The following is an 18,571-nucleotide window of genomic DNA, read 5'->3' as shown; positions in this document are numbered from 1 at the left end:
TAGGGCCGATCGGCCCCGCCGTCCGCCCCGGCCTGCGCCCCCCGGGTGGGCTGTTGGGGCGACGGCGGCTTCCTCGCCGCTCCGGGGGGAGCATCCCGCGCGGCAGCTGACCCCGCATCGGGTGACAGTGGACTGCGACCGCTGTCGCCGCGCCGTCCGGGAGGGCCCTTGCCGGGAAAGAACCACGGAGCACCGGTCGTGGTCGTCATGGGCGTGTCGGCGTCCCGGAAGTCCACCGTCGGCGCCTCGCTGGCGGAGCGGCTCGGCGTGCCGTTCCTGGAGGGCGACGACCTGCACTCCGCCGCGAGCCGGGCGAAGACGGCGTCCGGCCGGCCGCTGGACGACGCCGATCGCGAGCCCTGGCTGGCGGCGCTCGCCGCATGGGTCCGGCAGGCCGCGGCGCGGGGCCGCGGCGGTGTGGTCACCTGCTCCGCGCTGCGGCGCGCGTACCGGGACGAGTTGCGGGCGACGGGCGCCGACGTACGGTTCGTCCACCTCGCTCTCGACCCTCGGGCGGCGGCCCGGCGGATCGCCGCCCGGACGGGACACTTCATGCCCCCGCGCCTGCTCGGGTCGCAGTACGACACCCTCGAACCGTTGCAGCCCGACGAGCCGGGCGTCACCGTCGACGCGTCCGGCAGCCCGGAGCAGGTCGTCTCGGCGGTGCTGCGGGCACTGGGGGAGCCGGACGCGTGACGGTCCTGTCGGCCCGCACAGGCGGCCCCGGCCCGCACGGAAGAGACCGGTGAGCCGGACCGGAGCCCGCGCGCCGATCTCCGGCCCGCGGCCTAACCTGTGGACAGGGGGGCTGTTCGGGTGAAGCGGACACCGAGAGGGCGGCCCGATGGACGACTACCCTTTGATCGAGAACCACGGCCTCATCGGTGACCTCCAGACCGCCGCGCTGGTCACCACGGACGGCAGCGTCGACTGGTTCTGCGCCCCGAGGTTCGACTCGCCCAGCGTGTTCGGCGCGCTGCTGGACAAGGACAAGGGCGGGCACTGCACCATCCGGCCCGCGCACGGCACGTACGCGACGAAGCAGCTGTACCTTCCCGACACGGCGATCCTGGTCACCCGGTTCATGACCGAGGCGGGCGCCGGCGAGGTGATCGACTTCATGCCGGTGACGGGCACGTCCGCCACGTCGAAGCACCGGCTGGTCCGCATGGTGCACTGCGTGCGCGGCAGGATGACCTTCGACATCGAGGTGGAGCCCCGGTTCGACTACGGGCGCAAGGACCACCGGCTGCACCTGAGCGAACACGGTGCGGTGTTCGCGCAGGACGGCGGCCCCGCGCTCACCGTCCACCCCGTCCGCGAACCGGAGGACGAGCGGCTGGTCGACCTTCTCGTCGACCGGTACGACACCCTGCACCTCACCCTGACCCTGGAGGCGGGTCAGGAGCGCGGGCTGGTGCTGGAGTGGGGCACCGAGGGACGGCCCCGGGTGATGCGGGTGGCGGAGTACCGCGAACTCTTCCACGAGACGGTGATGTTCTGGCGTTCCTGGCTCCGCCAGTCGCGTTACACCGGACGCTGGCGCGAGACCGTGGAACGCTCCGCGATCACCCTGAAGCTGATGACGTTCGCGCCGACCGGTGCCGTGGTCGCCGCGCCGACGACCGCGCTGCCCGAGCAGCTCGGCGGCGAGCGGAACTGGGACTACCGCTTCACCTGGATCCGGGACGCCTCCTTCTCGGTGTACGCCCTGCTCGGGCTGGGCTTCACCGAAGAGGCCGCGGCGTTCATCCAGTGGCTGGTCGCCCGGGTCAAGGAGCGCGCCGGACGCGACGGCGTCACCGGACCGCTGAACATCATGTACGCGGTGGACGGCTCCAGCGACCTTCAGGAACTGGCGCTCGACCACTGGGAGGGCTACGCCGGCTCCGCCCCGGTGCGCATCGGCAACGGCGCCGCCACCCAGCTGCAGATGGACATCTACGGCGAGGCGCTGGACAGCGTCCACTTCGCGCACCGGCACGGTCTGCAGGTCGGGCACCACGGATGGAACGCGCTGCTGACCAACCTGGACTGGCTGGTCGACCACTGGGACCAGGCGGGGGAGGGCCTGTGGGAGACGCGCGGCGGCCGCAAGGACTTCACCTACGGCCGGGTGATGTCCTGGGTGGCCTTCGACCGCGCCCTGCGCCTGGCCGAATCCAACGGGCGTCCGGCCGGCGTGGAACGCTGGCGCCAGGCGCGGGACGACATCTACGAGCAGGTCATGACCAAGGGCTGGAACGAGGGACGCCAGGCCTTCGTCCAGCACTACGGCAGCGACGTCCTCGACTCCTCCCTGCTGCGCATGGCGACGGTCGGGTTCATCACCCCCGAGGACCCCCTGTGGACGTCGACCCTCGACGCCATGGAGGAGGACCTGGTCAGTGACAGCCTGGTCTACCGCTACAACCCGGAGGCGTCCCCCGACGGACTGCGCGGCTCGGAGGGCACGTTCTCGCTGTGCACCTTCATGTACGTCGACGCCCTGGCACGCGCGGGACGCACCGACAAGGCACGGCTGGTGTTCGAGAAGATGATGGGGTACGCCAACCACCTCGGCCTGTACTCCGAGGAGATCGACCCGACGGGCCGTCAACTGGGCAACTTCCCCCAGGCGTTCACCCACCTCGCCCTCATCGACGCGGCCATCACCCTGGACGCCGCCCTCAACGCCTCCTAGCGCGGGTCCCGCTCGCGCCGGGACCGGGCCGGCTCGGCAGACGGGGCCGGCGCGGGGCCCAGCAGCACCAGGGTGTCGCCCTCGGCCGCCGTGACCGGGCCGCCCTCGGTGGCCGGCTGCAGCCGCCCGTCCCGCCGTACGACGAAGACGGTGTCGTGGTCCGGCGGGGGCGGGGCGGACGCGGGCTGGACCTGGAAGCGTGCGCCGTCGCGATGGCGGGCGGCCACGGTGTGCCGGACGAGGCCGGGCCCGAACAGGGTCTCTCCCGAGGTGTACGGGGCGACCGTCCCCCCGGTGCCGGGCGGTGGGCCGACCCGGTACACCGGGCCGTCGACGCTGTCGCGCAGCACGATCGAGACGAGGGCGTTGAAGTCGTCGTCGTCCGTGAGCAGGTAGACCGAGGTGATGCCTTCCAGCCGGGCCTGCGGATCGGCCGCCACCGCCATCAGCTCCCCGGCCTCCGGCTCGATCCCCGCCGCCTCGATCCGGGCCCGCTCGGGCGCGGATCCCGCCCACATCAGCACGTCGACACCGGCGGTGCGCAGGGCCCGGGCGAGGTCGACGACCCAGGGCTGCCCGCCTAGCAGCAGCGGCCGGGCCCGTGCGGAGCGTACGACGCCCAGCCGGCCGGCCATGGGCCGCGCGGTCAGTCCGTAGACCAGGACCGTTCCGACGATCACCAGGAAGGTGACCGGCAGGATGATGTCGGCGTCGTCCAGGCCCTTCGCGGTGAGCGTCCCGGCGAAGGTGGTGGCGGTGGAGGCGGCCACGATGCCGCGCGGCGCCATCCAGCCGACGAAGGCCCGCTCGCCCCGCCGGAGATCCGTCCGGAGCGTGGACAGCAGGGCGACGAGGGGCCGCACCACCAGGACCAGCGCCGCGATCAGCGCCAGGGAGGGCAGCAGCACCGGAACGAGGCTCTTCGGCGTCACCGTGGCCGAGATGGAGACGAAGAGCAGGCCGATGATCAGCCGGACGAGCGTTTCGAAGAACGGCCGCCGCGCGGGCATGTCGAAGGCCGGGACGTTCGCGGCGATCAGCCCGGTGACGATGGCGGCGATGAGCCCGGTGTCGTCGTACACCGCGTCGCAGCAGGCCGCCACCAGCACCACCACGGCCAGCTGGGCGAGCGTGCCCAGGGTCTCGCCGAGGCGGAGCTGCCTCAGGGTGAGCCACAGCAGGGCGGCGCCCACCACTCCGCCGAGCAGCCCGACGGCGATGCCGCCCAGGAACGAGCCGAGCCGGAAGTGCCCCGGCTGCAGGCCGCCGGAGAGGAGGGAGTGGAAGACGACGGCGCCGAGGATGCCGCCGACGGCGTCGATCAGGGAGCCCTCCCACACGAGGACGCGCCGCACCCCGTCCGACGGCCGGACGTGTTCCAGCAGCGGACCGACCACCGTGGGCCCCGACACCACGAGGATCACGCCGAGCATGGTGGCCACGGCCGCCGGCACGCCGAACAGCGACGGGGTCATCGCCAGGACGGCGCCCCAGGTCAGCGCCACCTGGAACAGCAGGAGCCGGATGACGGCCTTGCGGGTGGCGCCCTTCAGGTGGCGCAGGTCCAGGCCCAGCCCGGCGTCGTAGAGGATGAGCGCCACCGACAGCGAGACCAGGGCGGAGAAGTCCTCGCCGATCAGCCGGTCGGGGTGGACGACGTCGGTGAGCGCTCCCGCGGTGAACCCGGCCGGCAGGAGCACGATCAGCGCGGGGATCCGCAGCCGGCCGGCGAGGATCTGCGAGCCCACGGCGAGCGCCACGGTCAGGGCGAGACCCAGCAGGATCTGGTCCTCGCTCACCGCGCCCTCCCTCCTCGCCGTGCGGGGCAGGGCCGCGGGGTGCGGGGCTCAGCCCTCGTCACCGGTGCCTGCCCGCAGATCGGCGTCGGTGAGGCTCTCCAGCTCGCCGTGCGTGTCGAGCCAGTAGAGCAGGGCGACCGCGGGCAGCACCACGACGAGGGCGACGAGGGTGACCAGGCCGAGCCAGCGCAGCGTGGTGTCCGCGCCCGCCCCGTCGGCCACGGTCAGGGAGGTCGGCACGAGGTACGGGCGCTGCGCCATGCCCCAGGCGATGACCGCCGACGCCACCACGGCGACCACGGAGACCCGCGACCACGCCCCGGAGGGACGCAGCACCAGCCAGGCGGTGACGAGCGCGCTCACGGCCGCCACGACCGCGAAGAACAGCCCCACCCCGTGCGTCAGCCCGTGCCAGACGTGGGCCGCGTCGTCGTGGGCCACGACCAGCGTGACCACGGCGAGCACGGCGACGGCGCCCAGGGCTGCCAGCGCCCGCCGACGGAAGTAGGCGTCCAGGTCGCGCGCGTCGAAGCGGCGGGCGTCCGCGGCGAGGAACACCGCGCCGAGCAGGGCGGTGGCCGCCACGGCGAGCAGACCGAACAGCACCGGGAAGGGATGCGCCCAGGCGTCCACCGACGGGCTCGCGTTCGCCGTCACCCGGCCCGACGCCACCCCGCCCGCCGCGACACCGAGGAAGAACGGCGTCAGCAGGGAGGACACGGCGAACATCGCCCCGTACAGCCGCCGTCCCGCCAGCCGCTGGGCGGGCTTGCGCAGCGCGAACCCGGCGCCGCGCAGCACGATGCCCACGGCGGCCAGCGCCAGGGGCAGCCACATCGCGAGGAACAGCCGCTCGAAGAGCACGGGGAAGCCCGTCCACAGGATGACCAGCACGAAGATCAGCCACACGTTGTTGACCTCCCACACGGGAGCCATCGCATGGTCGATCAGCCACCGGGGCCGCCGGCCGCGGCGTGCTCCGCCCGCGAGCAGGTCCCAGAACCCGGCTCCGTAGTCGGTGCCGCCGGCGCAGACGTACGCGGTGACGGCGAGCAGCAGCACGACGGCGATGACGTCGGCGATCACGGACGGTCCTTCGGGGACGAGGACGGCCCTGCGGCCTCGGACCGCGGCGCCGCACCGGACGGCACCGCGGGGCGCGGCCCGTACGGGGTGCCCGACTCGGGCGTCTCCGCCCCCGCCCCGCCCGCGGCGGCCCGGGCGTCCTGCCGGTCGGCGAGCCGCCAGCGGGCGCGCATCTTCAGCAGGATCACGAGGAAGGACGCGAAGACCACCACGTAGACCGCGACGACCAGGCCGAACATGGTCCACAAGGTGGTGGAGCGCGCCGCGGTGACCGCGTCGGCGACCCGCATGTTCTGGTAGACGATCCACGGCTGGCGGCCCACCTCGGTGGTGATCCAGCCGCACTCGACGGCGACGACGGACGCGACGCCCGCCACGGCGGCGCACCGGTAGAACCACCGCGAGGCGGGCAGCCGGCGCCGGCGCAGCCAGACCAGCCCGTACCACAGGGCGAGCAGCACGAGCAGGGAGCCGATGCCGACCATGATGTCGAAGGCCCAGTGGGTGAGGGTCGCCTGGGCCGGAGTGGGCCGGGCGTCGGCGGGGACGGAGGTCAGCCCCGTCACCTTGGTGTCCGGCCGGAAACCGGCGAGGATCGAGTCCAGCTGCGGGATCCTGATGCCGCCGGAGATGCCGCCGCCCGGGTGGAGCCGGCCGAACAGGTACTCCGGTACATGGGTGTCGGTGTCCCAGACGATCTCCATCGCGGCGAACTTCACCGGCTGCTTGTGGAAGACCTGCCGCGCGATGGAGTCGCCCAGGACGAACTGCACCGGAGTCATCACCGCGGCCACGGTGAACGGGACGGTGAAGCCGAGCCGGTGGTAGTGGTCGCGGCGGCCGCGCAGCCGGCCGACGGCGTAGACCCCGGCCACCACGTACCCGGCCGTCACGAGCATCGCGACGACGAAGTGCCAGTACTGCGGGCCGAACATGGGCGTGAAGACGGCCTTCCGGATGTTCACGTCGACGGGGTTGCCGGCGGCGTCGAGGGTGAAGCCGCGCGGGGTGTTCATCCAGGAGTTGGCCGCGAGGATGCCGAAGGCGCCGAGCAGGGCGGCGGCGGGCAGGGGCAGGCCGAGCAGGAAGTGCGTCCGGGCCGGGAGCCTGCGCCAGCCGTACAGATAGACGGCGATGAGGACGGCCTCCAGGAAGAACGCCCAGGCCTCGACGCCGAACCCGATGCCGAACACGTCGCCCCAGCGGCCCATCATGCCCGGCCACAGCAGGCCGAACTCGAAAGACAGCACGGTGCCGGTGACCACCCCGATCGCGAACTGCACCGCCATGACCGCCGACCACCGGCGCGCGAGCAGCAGGGCCGTCCCGTCCCCGCGGCGCAGTCCGTAGCCGTGCACGATCAGCGTGATCAGCGGAAGGGCCACACCGAGCGGGACGAGGATGATGTGGGAGGCCAGGGTGAACGCCATCAGCGACCTGGCCGGAAGCACTTGCGCGGGCCCTTCGGCCAGCACGTGCAGGGTGGTGTGCATGTGTTTCCGTTCGGGAGCCGTCGCGCGTCGGTTCAGCCGCCGGTGGCGAAGCCGGGGAAGAGGGTCATCCCGCCGTCCACGTACAGCGTCGCGCCCACCACGTAGTCCATGAGGTCGGAGGCGAGGCCCACGGCCGCGGCCGCGATGTCGTCGGGCTCGCCGACCCGGCCGTAGGGGATCAGCCGCAGCAGGTCGTTCTGCGCCTCGGGCGTCTCCCAGGCGCTGCGGTTGATGGGCGTCTTGATGGCGCCCGGCGCGATGGCGTTGACCCGGATCTTCTTCGGCGCGAGTTCCTGCGCGAGGGTCTCCATCATCATCTGCACCCCGCCCTTGGAGGCGGCGTAGTTGACGTGCCCGGCCCAGGGGATGAGCTGGTGCACGGAGCTCATGCAGATGATCTTCCCGGCCGCGCGCGACACCTCGGGAACGACACCGCGCCGCAGGAACTCCTTGGTCGCCTCCCGCGCGCACAGGAACTGCCCGGTGAGGTTCACGTCGAGGACCTTCTGCCACTGGGCCAGCGTCATCTCGGTGAACGAGGCGTCGCGCTGCATGCCGGCGTTGGCGACCAGGATGTCGATCGTGCCGAATTCCTCCACCATCCGGTTCGTCATCGCGACGACCTGGTCCTCGTCGGAGACGTCCGCCTGGTACGCCTCCGCCCGCACCCCGAAGGCCCGGATCTGCTCGACGACCTTCTCGGCCTCCTCCTTGCCCACCACGTAGTTGACGACCACGTCGGCCCCGGCCCGGCCCATGGCCACCGCCGTCGCCAGGCCGATCCCGGAGTTCGCTCCGGTGACCAGTGCCTTCTGGCCCTTGAGAAGGTGGGCGGGGATCCCCTGCCGGAGGGTGCCCTCGATCGAAGCCACGATGACTGTCTCCTCTGCTGCGCGGCCGGGCCGCCCGGGGAGTCCCGCCCGGGAGCCGGGCTTCAGACAATCACCGCGCCCGTGCCGCCGCGTGCCGTGCGGGGCGTTCGTTGCGCCGACCGGGGGAGGAGGTTAGCCCCCCGGAATGGGCACCGCCCCGCCCGCCGTCACGCCAGCCGTTCCACGAGGTGGTCGCCCACCCGCAGGGCGTTCGCCATGGCCGTCAGGGACGGGTTGACCGCCCCGATGCTCGGGAAGAAGCTCGTGTCGACGACGTACAGATTGTCCAGGTCGTGCGCCTTGCAGTGGACGTCGAGGGCGGAGGACGCCGGATCGGTGCCGAACCGCACGGTGCCCGCCTGGTGCGCGGTGGCCCCGATCGGCATGCCCTTGTGCAGGTAGATGCTGTGCGGCAGCAGGTGGTGCTCGTGCATGCCGAGGTGGCCGAGCATGTGCTGGAGCTTGTGCCGCAGGCGCTTGAGCCCGGCGGTGTTGTTGTCCTCGTCGAGCGTGAGGTGGATCCGGCCGTCACCGTCGAGTGTGACCCGGTTGCCGGGGTGCGGCAGGTCCTCCCCGCACAGCCAGAAGTCGACGGCATGGTGGGCCAGCACCTCGAAGGGCATGTCGGGCGTCACGGCACCGGCCCAGCGCGGCGCCTCCCCGTGGATCTGCTCGGCGTCCGACTTGCCGAGCATCTGGATCCCGCCGAGGGGGTAGTCCCAGTCGTCCGCGCCCAGGTACCAGTCGTGCAGGGCGAGCGTCTTCTGGAACTCGGTGTCGTTGGGCTCCTTCGAGATCGCCATCAGCGCGAGGTTGTTGTGACGCATGTAGTGGCGGCCCACCACGCCCGAGCTGTTCGCCAGCCCGCCCGGGTGCCGGTCGTTCGCCGACGCCAGCAGCAGCGCCGCCGAGTTGACCGCGCCGCAGGCCACGACCACGATGTCCGCCGAGAAGCGGGCCTGTTGCTCGTCCGCCAGGACGGCGACGACCCCGGTGACGCTGCGCCCGGCCGGGTCGGTGTCTAGCCGCGTCACCCGCGCCTTGGTGATCATCTCGACGTTCGGGTGCTCCAGGGCCGGTTCCACGCAGACCACTTGGGCGTCGGACTTCGCGCGGACCAGGCAGGGGAAGCCGTCGACCCGGTTGCAGCGGATGCAGGCGCTGAAATGGGTGGCCCGGCCGTTCGCGTCCTGCAGCAGGTCGACACCGATGGGCAGGTGGAACGGGTGCAGGCCCTGCTTCTCCAGGTCGCCGCTCAACTGCTGGATGCGCGGCTCGTGTTCGACCGGCGGATGGGCGTACTGCTCGCTCCACGGCCCTTCGAAGGGATCCTCGCCGTGCCGGCCGTGCACCCGGTAGAGGTGCTCCGCCTGGGTGTAGTAGGGCTCCATGTCCTCGTAGCGCAGCGGCCAGGCGGGGGAGACGCCGCCGTGGTGACGCAGCTCCCCGAAGTCCTGGGTCCGCAGCCGGAACAGCGCCGCCCCGTAGAACTTGGTGTTGCCGCCGACGTAGTAGTTGACCTCGGGCGGGAACGCGTTGCCGTGCCGGTCCAGCCAGTACTCCGGGGCCCGGTACTTGGCCCTGACGAAGACGGCCGTGGAGTCCCAGTTGTCGCGCTCGCGGGGCAGGTAGTCACCGCGTTCCAGGATCAGGACCCGTTTGCCGGAAGGGGCGAGCCGGTGCGCGAGCGTTCCGCCTCCGGCCCCGGTGCCGATGATGATCACGTCGTAGTGAGGAGCGTCGCCCATGACGACCCCCGTCCTGGTCGGTGCGGCCCTCCGGCGCCCGGGAAGTCCGGCAGACCGTGCGGCCCTCCGGTGCCCGGGAAGTCCGGCAGACCTGTGGCCCCGTTTCGAACCTAGCCGCCGACGGGTGCGGCGGCATCCGCAGCACTGGTCGCCGGGTCGCTCACAGGACGGCGATCGGGTTGACCGGTGAGCCGGTGGCCGCCGCGAGCCGCAGCGGTGCGATCACGCACAGGAAGTGCCAGCGGCCCAGGTCCGCGCACAGGGAGGCCAGTTCCTCGAAGTCCAGATAGTCCAGCAGGTGCATGCCCAGCGCCTGTACGGCCAGGACGTGCACGGGAAACCCGACGTCGGGCACCGCGCCGGGCGCCGCGTCGCTGTTGCCGTCCGAACCGAGCACGGCCACGCGCCGCCGTGCCGGGAAGCGCATGGCCTCCGGATGCAGGCCCGCCCGCAGCCGGGCCGCGTCCCAGGCACCGACGCTCCGCCGCCGCAGACGGTGCCCCACCCGCACGAACAGCAGGTCGCCCGGTCCCACGGTGACGCCCTGCGCCTCCTCGGCGGCCTCCAGGTCCTCGGCGGTCACCTGCGTGCCGGGCTCCAGCCACGGCACCCCGCGCAGCCGCGGGACGTCCAGCAGCACACCGCGTCCGACGATCCCGTCCGCCACCAGGTCCAGCGTGAGCGCGCCGGCCCCCTCGGGTGTCACGGTGCTCGCCGGGACACCGCCGTACAGCTCCCCGTCGTACATGACGTGACAGAGCGCGTCGAGGTGGCTGTCGGCGTCGCCGTGCACGTTCATCGCGAACCGGTCGCGGGCGAAGTGCAGGCCGTGGGACGTGTCCTCCTCGGCCGTCGGCGCGATCATCCGGTGGACGGCGGGCTCCGGGTCGTCGGGCACCCGCTCCGTCTCGATCGGGGCCGCGAGCGAGACGGTACGGCCGGTGCGCACCTCCCCGGCGGCGGCCACCACCCGCTCGGGGGTCAGCCAGGACAGGGCTCCGGGGCGGCGGCCCGTGCCGTGGCGCGCCCCGTCGCGCAGATCGCGGTAGAGGGTGTGGAAGGAGGCCGTGGACATGCGGGGCGGCGTCGCGGGCGCCGGGGCCTTGGGCGGGGCGTCACGGCGGTCCGTCATCAGGCTCCTCCTCCGCTGGACTGCTCGGCGCGAGGGGCGTCCTCCCGGTCGCCGGGGCCGCGCCCAGCCCATTGCAGCACCGGGCCAGGCCTTCCGCATGTCCGAAGGACGAGCGCGAACGGGTCGGTGGGGGAGGTCTGCCGGCACGTGAACGGTCGGGCGCCGCGCAGGCCCGACAAGGTCACGCGGCCGCGGCGAACGCGGCGGCGACAGCGGTGTCGGTGCGGGCGTGAATGACCAGGTGCGCGCCCGTCGTGTCGGCCTGGGCCTGGAGCACCCGCCGGGTGGGGGCGCTGCAGCTCGCCACGGACATCAGCACGCCCAGGTCCCGGCATATGCGGTGGACGCGGAGCAGGACGCCGACCGCGACGCCGTCCACGGCGGGCTCCTCGAGGACGACCACCACGGGCGCCGGCTTGTGGGCGTGGACAAGGCCCTCGAACAGGGACAGGAGCTCGGCACGTCCGGCGCTGCCGGGATCGTGGTGCACCGTGATGACGAGCACTCCGTGGTCGAGTGAATGAGAGAGCGACACGGCTTCCGACTCCTCCGCTGGCGGGCTGTGCGCGAGCCGAGTACCCAGGGGGGTGTACGTCAGTCCACGGCCGGCCACCGTCGACCGCGCCGCCCGGCAGCGAGAGAAACGACGGCATCGCCGCCGCGGGAGACGGCCGCGGCATGGATCGCGCGCCGAGCGGTGCCCGGCGGCGTAACGTCCTGGTATGGGCGGTGGCGTACCGTCCTGGTATGGGCGGTAAGGATGTCTCCCGGTGTGTGCGGCCCGCGCGGGAGAGCGGGTCACCGTCCGGGCGGGCGGGCCGTTCCGTCGCCCGGGAGGTGAATCGTGACCCGCGCGCGTGATCCCTCCGCCGCCGACGACCCCGTGGACCTCGCGTTCGCCGAGACGGTGCGCCGGACCGGCGCGTCCATCGGCGCTCTGTTCGTGCTGCACCGCAGCGGGCGGCTGCTGCGGCTGCGGCTGCTGTGCGGGGCGCCGGCCGACTTCGCCACCCCGTGGTCGCGGGTGCCGCTGACCGCTCCGGCACCGGTGGCCGACGCCGTGCGCGAGGAACGCCTGGTGTGGCTGAGCAGCCAGGAGCAGATGGCCCACGCCTACCCGCGCACCGCCATGGCCCTGCCCTATCCGCTCGCCCTGGTCGCCGCGCCCGTGACCGGGGTGCGGCCGCGCGGCGCGCTGCTGCTGATCTGGCCCGCCTCCCGTCCGCCGTACATGACCGCCCGGGAGCGCGGCAACATCGAGTCCAGCTGCCGGCGCCTGGCCCGGCTGCTGGAGGAGGCCCCGGAGCACGGCGGGAGCCAGGACGGCGACGAGGCGCCTCGCGTGGTCGCGATCGGCGCCGGTCGGCCGTCCCTGGGACCGGAGATGGCCGCGGCGGACTTCGCGGAACGCCTGCCCGGCGGAAGCTGCGCCCTCGACCTGGAGGGCCGGTTCACCTACGTCAGTTCGGGCGCCTGCGACCTGCTGGGCCGCGACGCCGGTCACCTCCTCGGCACCCTGCCCTGGCAGTCCCTGCGCTGGCTCGACGAACCCACCTACGAGGACCGCTACCGCGCCGCCGTGATCAGCCGTGAGCCCGTCGTCTTCTCGGCCTGCCGCCCGCCCGACCAGTGGCTGGACTTCCACCTCTACCCCGATGCCAGCGGCATGAGCGTGCGCATCGTGCGCACCGGCGTCGAGGCCCCGTCCGTGCCGGCGCGCCACCCGTCCGCGCGCACCGCCGCACCGGCCCGCGCCGGTCACCTCTACCAGCTCGTCCACCTGGCGGCCGCCCTGACCGAGGTGGTCGGGGTCCAGGACGTCATCGACCTGGTCGCCGACCAGATCATGCCGGCCTTCGGCGCGCAGGGCCTGGTGCTGTCCATGGCCGAGGGGGGCCGGCTGCGCATCACCGGCCACCGCGGCTACCCGGCCGAGACCGTCGCGCACCTCGACCACCTGCCCCTCGACACGGCCTTCACCCCGGCCGGGCGCGCCCTCGGCAGCGGCATCCCGGCGTTCTTCTCCGACCCGGACGAGATGCGGCGCCTGTATCCCGACGCCCCCGTGGTGAGCGGCAAACAGGCGTGGGCCTTCCTGCCGCTGATCGTCTCCGGCCGGCCGGTCGGGATCTGCGTCCTGTCCTACGACACCCCGCGGGACTTCCCGGCGGCGGAACGGGCCGTACTCACGTCGCTCGCCGGGCTGATCGCCCAGGCCCTCGACCGCGCCCGCCTCTACGACACCAAGCACGACCTCGCCCACGGCCTCCAGCAGGCGCTCCTGCCGCGCACCCTGCCCGCCCTCACCGGCCTGCGCGTCGCGGCCCGCTATCTGCCCGCGACCCGGGGCATGGACATCGGCGGCGACTTCTACGACCTGATCCCGCTCGGCACCTCCGGCGCCGCCGCCGTCATCGGCGACGTACAGGGGCACAACGTCTCGGCGGCCGCCCTCATGGGGCAGGTCCGCACCGCGGTGCACGCCCATGTGGCCCTCGGCGCGGCCCCGGACCAGGTGCTCTCCCGCACCAACCGGCTCCTGACCGACCTCGGTCCGGACCTGTTCACCAGCTGCCTCTACGCCCACGTCGACACCGGCCGCGGACAGGTGACCCTGGCCAGCGCCGGCCACCCTCCCCCTGTGCTGCGCGGTCCCGACGGTGTCGCGCGGCCCGTCGACATCACCCCCGGGCCCCTCCTCGGGATCGATCCGGACGCCGAGTTCCCCGTCACCGCGGTCCCGCTGCCCCCGGGCGCGATGCTCGCGTTCTACACCGACGGCCTGATCGAGGAACCGGGCCGGGACCTCGACGACGCCATCGCCCACCTCGCGGGGCAACTCGCCCGCCTCGACGGCAGCGACCCGGACGTGCTCGTGGACGACCTGCTCGCGGCGGCCGGCCCCGGCGGGCAGCGCACCGACGACATCGCCCTGCTCCTGCTGCGCCGGGAAGCACCGGACCCGTGACGTCCGGACGGTGCGGTTCCGATTCGGCGCCGGTCCGGGGGGAACCCGGCACGGCATGATGAGGAGCATGGTGCGGGGCGGCGCGGCAGGCGCCGCCGGGACAACCGTACTGAACGCGGTGACCTACGCCGACATGGCGCTGCGGGGCCGGCCGTCGAGCCCGGTTCCCGCCCAGGCCGTGGACAAGATCGCCCAGGACACGGGACACCCGGTCCCCGGCTCGGGGGAGACCCGCGACAACCGGGTCTCCGGGCTCGGCGCGCTGTCCGGCATCGCCGTCGGCTGCGGCATCGGGGTCGTCGTGTCCCTGATGCACAGCGCCGGCATGAGGCTGCCGTGGTGGCTCGGGGGCGCGGTCACCGGCGCTTTGGCCATGGCGGCGACCGACCTCTCGATGGCGCGGCTGGACGTGAGCGATCCGAGGACCTGGTCGGCCGCGGACTGGGCCTCGGACGTGGTGCCGCACCTGATGTACGGGCTGGCCACCTACGGGATCGTGAGCGCCTCCGACGACCGGTCGTAGGGAGTCACGCGCACGGGCTCAGCGCACGGGGAAGCCGAAGGAGTAGCCCTGCTCCTTGAGGTGGGGGAGGATGCGGCGCAGCGCCGCGACCGTCTGGGAGCGGTCGCCGCCCGCGTCGTGGAACAGCAGCGTCGGGCCGTTGGGCAGCTCCCGCTCCACGGTGGCGACGATCGCGTTCGTGCCGGGCCGCTCGAAGTCCTTGGAGTCCACGTTCCAGCCCAGCGGGCGCATGCCCCGGGAGGCGGCCAGGGTGCGGCTGTAGGGGGTGAAGGCGCCGCCGGGCGCGCGGTAGTACATCGGCTTCACGCCACCCGAGGCCTCGGTGATCATGCGGGCAGCGTCGAGGATCTGCTGCGACTGGTAGGTCTGGGACTTGGTGTCCATGGTGGTGTCGTGCGACACCGTGTGGTCGCACAGCCGGTGCCCGGCCGCGACCACCTTCTTCACGAGATCCGGGTAGGCCTGCGCCTGGGTCCCCACCATGCAGAACGTGGCCTTCACCCCGTACTCCTCCAGCACGGCGAGCACCTCGGGGGTCCACCGGGGGTCGGGACCGTCGTCGATGGTGATGTTGACGCCGCGCGGGCCCTTGTCCGAGGCGTGCGCGATGGTCACGGCCACCGGTGCCGGGTCGCCGCCCGCAGCGGCGGACGCGGACGGGCGGGGCGGGGTGGCGCTCACGGTGCCGGCCTGCGCGGTCCACACCGCGGCGCCGGCGGCCAGTACGGTCACCCCGAGCGCCGCGCCGACCACCTTGCCGTACCAGCCGCGTCCGCCGCCGTGACGTGCCATGTCCGCCCCCACTTTCCTGCAGTTCCTCACCGGTTCCTGGCCGCTGTGCCGCCATCTGACAGGACGGCGGCCGGCGGCCCTCGGATCCCTCCGTTACCGATCACGGACAATTCCGGGGGATTTCTTGGACAACTGCGGGGTGCGGCGGGGGTGTTAGACGCCATTTGCCCGAAAAGCGGCCGTGCCGCCGGGGATCGGGCGGCACGGCCGTGGTCCCGTGGTGCGGGACGGTCGCAGTGCGGGTGGTGCGGGACCGTCGCGGTGCGGGTGGCGTGGACGGGCACCGGAGCGGTGGTGCGGACGGGCCTCAGGCCCAGGGGGAGGCCACGACCCAACTCGTGTCGTCGGCCCAGGCGGTGGCGTTGTCCCAGTCGTGGGAGCCGCCCTGGCTCGCGATGTAGGCGCCGTAGCTGTAGTGACGCACGAAGTCGGCGGGGTAGTTGGCCGAGCGCAGCGAGACGCCCTGGCCGTTGTGGCTCGCCTGCGGGCAGAACGTGGCGTCGAGGCGGGACAGGGCGCTGCTGTCGATGCTCTCGACGCGCAGGCGGAAGTCGTAGTGCCGCAGGTACTGGCCCGGCTTGTCGGCCGACTCGAAGGAGACGCACGAGGCGTCGCCCAGGCCCGGGCGCACGATCCAGGTGGCGGCGGCCTTGTCGGCGGCGGAACTGGACGAGGAGACCGCCGCGATGACGGCGTTGCTGTCGGCGCTGTTGTGCCGCAGGTAGTCGTTGCCGCAGCAGGGGGTCGTGGCCCGCAGCGAGATCCGGGACCCCACGGTGGGGCCGCCCGCCAGGGTCGACGGGGCGTACCCGGCCGCGGTGATGTTCGCCTGGACGGCGTTCTCGGTGGCCGCCGTCGGGTAGCCCGACGTCATGACGCCCTCGTAGAACGTGCCGGCCGAGCCGTTGCTGTTGTCGCCGCCGATGCCGAGGATGATGGCCCCTTCCTTCTTCATCGGGTTGTAGCCCGGGGCGTTGGGGCGCGGCCCGTCGTAGTAGGTGGACAGCCCGCCGGACTGGCCGTTGCCGGCCCGGATCGCCCAGTGGTTCGGCCCGCCCTTGACGACCGCGGTGAGGAACCGGTGGCCGACGCTCGGGTCGTTCGCGTTGTAACCCGGGTTGACCCCGGAGAACAGGCCGTTCTCGAGGTCGGCCATGACCCAGGGGCCGTTGCCGGTGCCGTAGCCCCAGACCTTGATGTTGCCGAAGTAGATGGCCTCCATCGTGCCGTTGCCGTTGTCGCGGCTGTTGGTCTCGGCGTTGCCGTAGTCGAAGCAGCACCCGCCGTTGTAGTGGGTGCCGTCCAGCAGGGCGTACATGCCCTCCGGCTGGTCCCCGGTCGCGATGCCGCTGGTGTGGTTGTTGCGGTAGCCGGTGCCCGGGGCGATGAAGACGCCGTACGCCTTGTGGCCGCCCACGGTGACGGGTGCGGCGGATGCCTCGGCGAGGTTGTCGTACCCCCCGGCGGCCGGGCCCGAGAAGCCTCCGGGCGGGGCCTGGGTGAGGTGGTTGCCGCGGCCGGACTGGTCGTAGATCACGGTGATGAGGCAGCTCGTCCCCGCGCAGAAGGAGTCCTGCGCGGCGGCGTCGGCGTACCCGCCCGCGCCGAGTGAGCCGATGTCCCGGGTGGACCCGTCCGAGGCGCGTTTCACCTGGTAGAGGCGGCCGTTGTAGGCGGAGTAGAGGGCGCGGGTGGTGCTGTGCGCGGCCACGCAGGGGGTGCCGCCGGCGGCGTACAGGTCACAGGGCAGCGAGCCGGCGGCCGCCGCGCTGCCGCCGGCCGAGGCCCGGCCACCGAGCAGGGCGGTGGCCATGGCCAGCACGGCGGCCAGCACGAGAAGCGGCCTGACCCGCGCTAACCGGGCAGATGTCACGGACATGAGGGGTCTCCTGGAGGTGAGGGGTGGGGGCGAGCCGATCTGGTCATGAACATGCCATACGTGAACTCTGGGTGAGGCCGGGCGGATTGGCTCGCTCGTCCGGAGGTGGGGCGGATCTTGCGTGTGTTCGAAATTGCGAACGTTGGTCGTGTTTGCGGACAGGGTCTGATGATTAGGAAGCGCCCCCGGGCTGTCAACACATCGCGCACGTCCGGTATACCGGCCGGCTGCGTCTCCCGGCATGCAACAGGCTTGCGCAGTGCTGCCGCGGTCGACCGGGGTGATCGCGTAATCGGCTTGCGTTTCTTGCGCTAGTCTTGCGTGTATGACGCGACGACTTGCTCAGGTGGCTAAGAAGGTGGGGGTCAGCGAGGCCACGGTCAGCCGTGTCCTCAATGGCAAGCCCGGGGTCTCCGAGGCGACCCGGCAGGCCGTGCTGACGGCGCTGGACGTCCTCGGCTACGAGCGGCCGACCCAGCTGCGGGGCGAGCGCGCGCGGCTGGTCGGACTGGTGCTCCCCGAACTGCAGAACCCCATCTTCCCGGCGTTCGCCGAGGTGATCGGCGGCGCCCTGGCGCAGCAGGGGCTCACGCCGGTGCTGTGCACCCAGACGCAGGGCGGCGTCTCCGAGGCCGACTACGTGGAGCTCCTGCTCCAGCAGCAGGTGTCCGGGGTGGTGTTCGCCGGGGGGCTGTTCGCGCAGGCCGACGCGCCGCACGAGCACTACCGCCAGCTGGCCGAGCGCAACATCCCGGTGGTGCTGATCAACGCCTCCATCGAGGGCCTGGACTTCCCCTGCGTCTCCTGCGACGACGCCGTCGCCGTGGAGCAGGCCTGGCGCCATCTGGTCTCGCTGGGCCACGAGCGGATCGGCCTTGTCCTCGGCCCCGGTGACCATGTGCCCTCGGGCCGCAAGCTGCAGGCCGCCCGGGCCGTGGCGCAGGCGGCCGGGGGCGCGCTGCCGGACGAGTTCGTGGTGCGGTCGATCTTCTCGCTGGAGGGCGGGCAGGCCGCGGCCGCGCGCCTGCTGGAGCGTGGCGTCACCGGGATCGTCTGCGCGAGCGACCCGCTGGCGCTCGGTGCGATCAGGGCGGTGCGCCGCCGCGGCTTGTCCGTTCCGCGGGACGTCTCCGTCGTCGGGTTCGACGACTCCGCCTTCATGAGCTGCACCGAGCCGCCGCTGTCGACCGTCCGGCAGCCCATCGAGGCGATGGGCCGGGCCGTGGTCGAGCTGCTGTGCGCCCAGATCCAGGGCACCCAGGCCCACCCCGGTGAGCTGCTGTTCGAGCCGGAACTGGTGGTGCGCGGCTCCACCGCCCAGGCCCCCGCGAGCTGACTCTCCGCCCCTTCTCCGCCGGCGCCGGCATCCAGGGACCCCCCCCGGATGCCGGCGCCGGCGTCGTTTCCGCCGTCGGCGTCTTCCGCGCCTCTCGCCGACTCCCCGCCGAGGTCCGCGGCGCCGGTGTCGCGGTCCGCCTCCGGCGGGTCGCCGTACCGGCATGCCCTGGTGCCGCCTGACGGCCCCTCACGGAAGCGGAGCAACAAGTGCCGTCGCAGCCGTAGACGTTCGGACGATCCTCTGCAACTCTCTGAGCC

The 18,571-nt window shown here is 72.9% G+C and carries 14 protein-coding genes; 5 read left to right on the top strand and 9 right to left on the bottom strand.

The window, feature by feature from the left end:
- The first annotated feature begins 207 nt into the window (after positions 1–207).
- Positions 208–696 carry a gluconokinase gene (locus ACF1AL_RS03705; protein WP_391825469.1) on the top strand — a complete coding sequence of 163 codons (489 nt, stop codon included), beginning with the start codon at positions 208–210 and terminating at the stop codon, positions 694–696.
- A 148-nt stretch (positions 697–844) separates the two neighbouring features.
- Entirely contained in the window at positions 845–2,683 is a 1,839-nt protein-coding gene (locus ACF1AL_RS03700; RefSeq protein ID WP_391706599.1) for a glycoside hydrolase family 15 protein, read from the top strand.
- Here ACF1AL_RS03700 and ACF1AL_RS03695 read toward each other — a convergent pair.
- The 7 genes from ACF1AL_RS03695 to ACF1AL_RS03665 form a co-directional block, all read right to left on the bottom strand.
- On the bottom strand, positions 2,680–4,482 hold the full coding sequence (locus tag ACF1AL_RS03695; RefSeq protein ID WP_391825459.1) for a cation:proton antiporter: 1,803 nt from the start codon (positions 4,480–4,482) through the stop codon (positions 2,680–2,682). The genes ACF1AL_RS03700 and ACF1AL_RS03695 overlap by 4 nt on opposite strands.
- 48 nt (positions 4,483–4,530) lie before the next feature.
- Positions 4,531–5,568 carry a cytochrome d ubiquinol oxidase subunit II gene (locus tag ACF1AL_RS03690; RefSeq protein ID WP_391825458.1) on the bottom strand — a complete coding sequence of 346 codons (1,038 nt, stop codon included), beginning with the start codon at positions 5,566–5,568 and terminating at the stop codon, positions 4,531–4,533.
- Positions 5,565–7,061 (bottom strand): cytochrome ubiquinol oxidase subunit I, encoded by a 1,497-nt coding sequence (locus ACF1AL_RS03685; protein ID WP_391825457.1) that lies wholly within the window; start codon positions 7,059–7,061, stop codon positions 5,565–5,567. The genes ACF1AL_RS03690 and ACF1AL_RS03685 overlap by 4 nt, the downstream gene beginning before the upstream one ends.
- Positions 7,062–7,093: 32 nt before the next feature.
- Positions 7,094–7,933 carry an SDR family oxidoreductase gene (locus ACF1AL_RS03680; RefSeq protein ID WP_391825456.1) on the bottom strand — a complete coding sequence of 280 codons (840 nt, stop codon included), beginning with the start codon at positions 7,931–7,933 and terminating at the stop codon, positions 7,094–7,096.
- Positions 7,934–8,100: 167 nt separating this feature from the next.
- Positions 8,101–9,681, bottom strand: coding sequence for a GMC oxidoreductase (locus ACF1AL_RS03675; protein ID WP_391706614.1), 1,581 nt, complete (start codon positions 9,679–9,681; stop codon positions 8,101–8,103).
- Between the two features lie 160 nt (positions 9,682–9,841).
- Positions 9,842–10,813 carry a cyclase family protein gene (locus ACF1AL_RS03670; RefSeq protein WP_391706617.1) on the bottom strand — a complete coding sequence of 324 codons (972 nt, stop codon included), beginning with the start codon at positions 10,811–10,813 and terminating at the stop codon, positions 9,842–9,844.
- A 181-nt stretch (positions 10,814–10,994) separates the two neighbouring features.
- Positions 10,995–11,348, bottom strand: a complete 354-nt coding sequence (locus tag ACF1AL_RS03665) for a hypothetical protein (RefSeq protein ID WP_391825455.1) — start codon at positions 11,346–11,348, stop codon at positions 10,995–10,997.
- Between the two features lie 309 nt (positions 11,349–11,657).
- Between ACF1AL_RS03665 and ACF1AL_RS03660 the strand changes: the two genes are divergently transcribed.
- Together ACF1AL_RS03660 and ACF1AL_RS03655 are read left to right on the top strand one after the other, a co-directional pair.
- On the top strand, positions 11,658–13,781 hold the full coding sequence (locus tag ACF1AL_RS03660) for a SpoIIE family protein phosphatase (RefSeq protein ID WP_391706623.1): 2,124 nt from the start codon (positions 11,658–11,660) through the stop codon (positions 13,779–13,781).
- A 55-nt stretch (positions 13,782–13,836) separates the two neighbouring features.
- Complete coding sequence (locus tag ACF1AL_RS03655; protein WP_391706626.1) at positions 13,837–14,304, top strand: hypothetical protein; 468 nt, start codon at positions 13,837–13,839, stop codon at positions 14,302–14,304.
- A gap of 18 nt (positions 14,305–14,322) precedes the next feature.
- Here ACF1AL_RS03655 and ACF1AL_RS03650 read toward each other — a convergent pair whose 3' ends face one another.
- Together ACF1AL_RS03650 and ACF1AL_RS03645 are read right to left on the bottom strand one after the other, a co-directional pair.
- The gene (locus ACF1AL_RS03650; protein ID WP_391706629.1) at positions 14,323–15,096 is read right to left on the bottom strand and encodes a polysaccharide deacetylase family protein; all 774 of its coding nucleotides are present in this window, start codon (positions 15,094–15,096) and stop codon (positions 14,323–14,325) included.
- A 307-nt stretch (positions 15,097–15,403) separates the two neighbouring features.
- On the bottom strand, positions 15,404–16,975 hold the full coding sequence (locus ACF1AL_RS03645; RefSeq protein WP_391820465.1) for an alpha-L-arabinofuranosidase B: 1,572 nt from the start codon (positions 16,973–16,975) through the stop codon (positions 15,404–15,406).
- Between the two features lie 325 nt (positions 16,976–17,300).
- Between ACF1AL_RS03645 and ACF1AL_RS03640 the strand changes: the two genes are divergently transcribed.
- A complete protein-coding gene (locus ACF1AL_RS03640; protein WP_391820466.1) occupies positions 17,301–18,311 on the top strand; it encodes a LacI family DNA-binding transcriptional regulator in 1,011 nt (336 codons plus the stop codon).
- Positions 18,312–18,571 lie beyond the last annotated feature (260 nt).

The sequence above is a fragment of the Streptomyces sp. NPDC014801 genome, assembly GCF_043082085.1.
Lineage (GTDB): Bacteria > Actinomycetota > Actinomycetes > Streptomycetales > Streptomycetaceae > Streptomyces.
The sequence above is the reverse complement of the archived record's forward strand: the minus strand, read 5'-3'. Positions and strand labels throughout refer to the sequence as shown.

Excerpts from the sequence above, each read along its gene's own strand:
- ACF1AL_RS03705 (WP_391825469.1), top strand. The coding sequence starts at position 208 with ATGGGCGTGTCGGCGTCCCGGAAGTCCACCGTCGGCGCCTCGCTGGCG.
- ACF1AL_RS03700 (WP_391706599.1), top strand. The coding sequence starts at position 845 with ATGGACGACTACCCTTTGATCGAGAACCACGGCCTCATCGGTGACCTC.
- ACF1AL_RS03685 (WP_391825457.1), bottom strand. The coding sequence starts at position 7,061 with ATGCACACCACCCTGCACGTGCTGGCCGAAGGGCCCGCGCAAGTGCTT.
- ACF1AL_RS03675 (WP_391706614.1), bottom strand. The coding sequence starts at position 9,681 with ATGGGCGACGCTCCTCACTACGACGTGATCATCATCGGCACCGGGGCC.
- ACF1AL_RS03670 (WP_391706617.1), bottom strand. The coding sequence starts at position 10,813 with ATGACGGACCGCCGTGACGCCCCGCCCAAGGCCCCGGCGCCCGCGACG.
- ACF1AL_RS03655 (WP_391706626.1), top strand. The coding sequence starts at position 13,837 with ATGATGAGGAGCATGGTGCGGGGCGGCGCGGCAGGCGCCGCCGGGACA.
- ACF1AL_RS03650 (WP_391706629.1), bottom strand. The coding sequence starts at position 15,096 with ATGGCACGTCACGGCGGCGGACGCGGCTGGTACGGCAAGGTGGTCGGC.
- ACF1AL_RS03645 (WP_391820465.1), bottom strand. The coding sequence starts at position 16,975 with ATGTCCGTGACATCTGCCCGGTTAGCGCGGGTCAGGCCGCTTCTCGTG.
- ACF1AL_RS03640 (WP_391820466.1), top strand. The coding sequence starts at position 17,301 with ATGACGCGACGACTTGCTCAGGTGGCTAAGAAGGTGGGGGTCAGCGAG.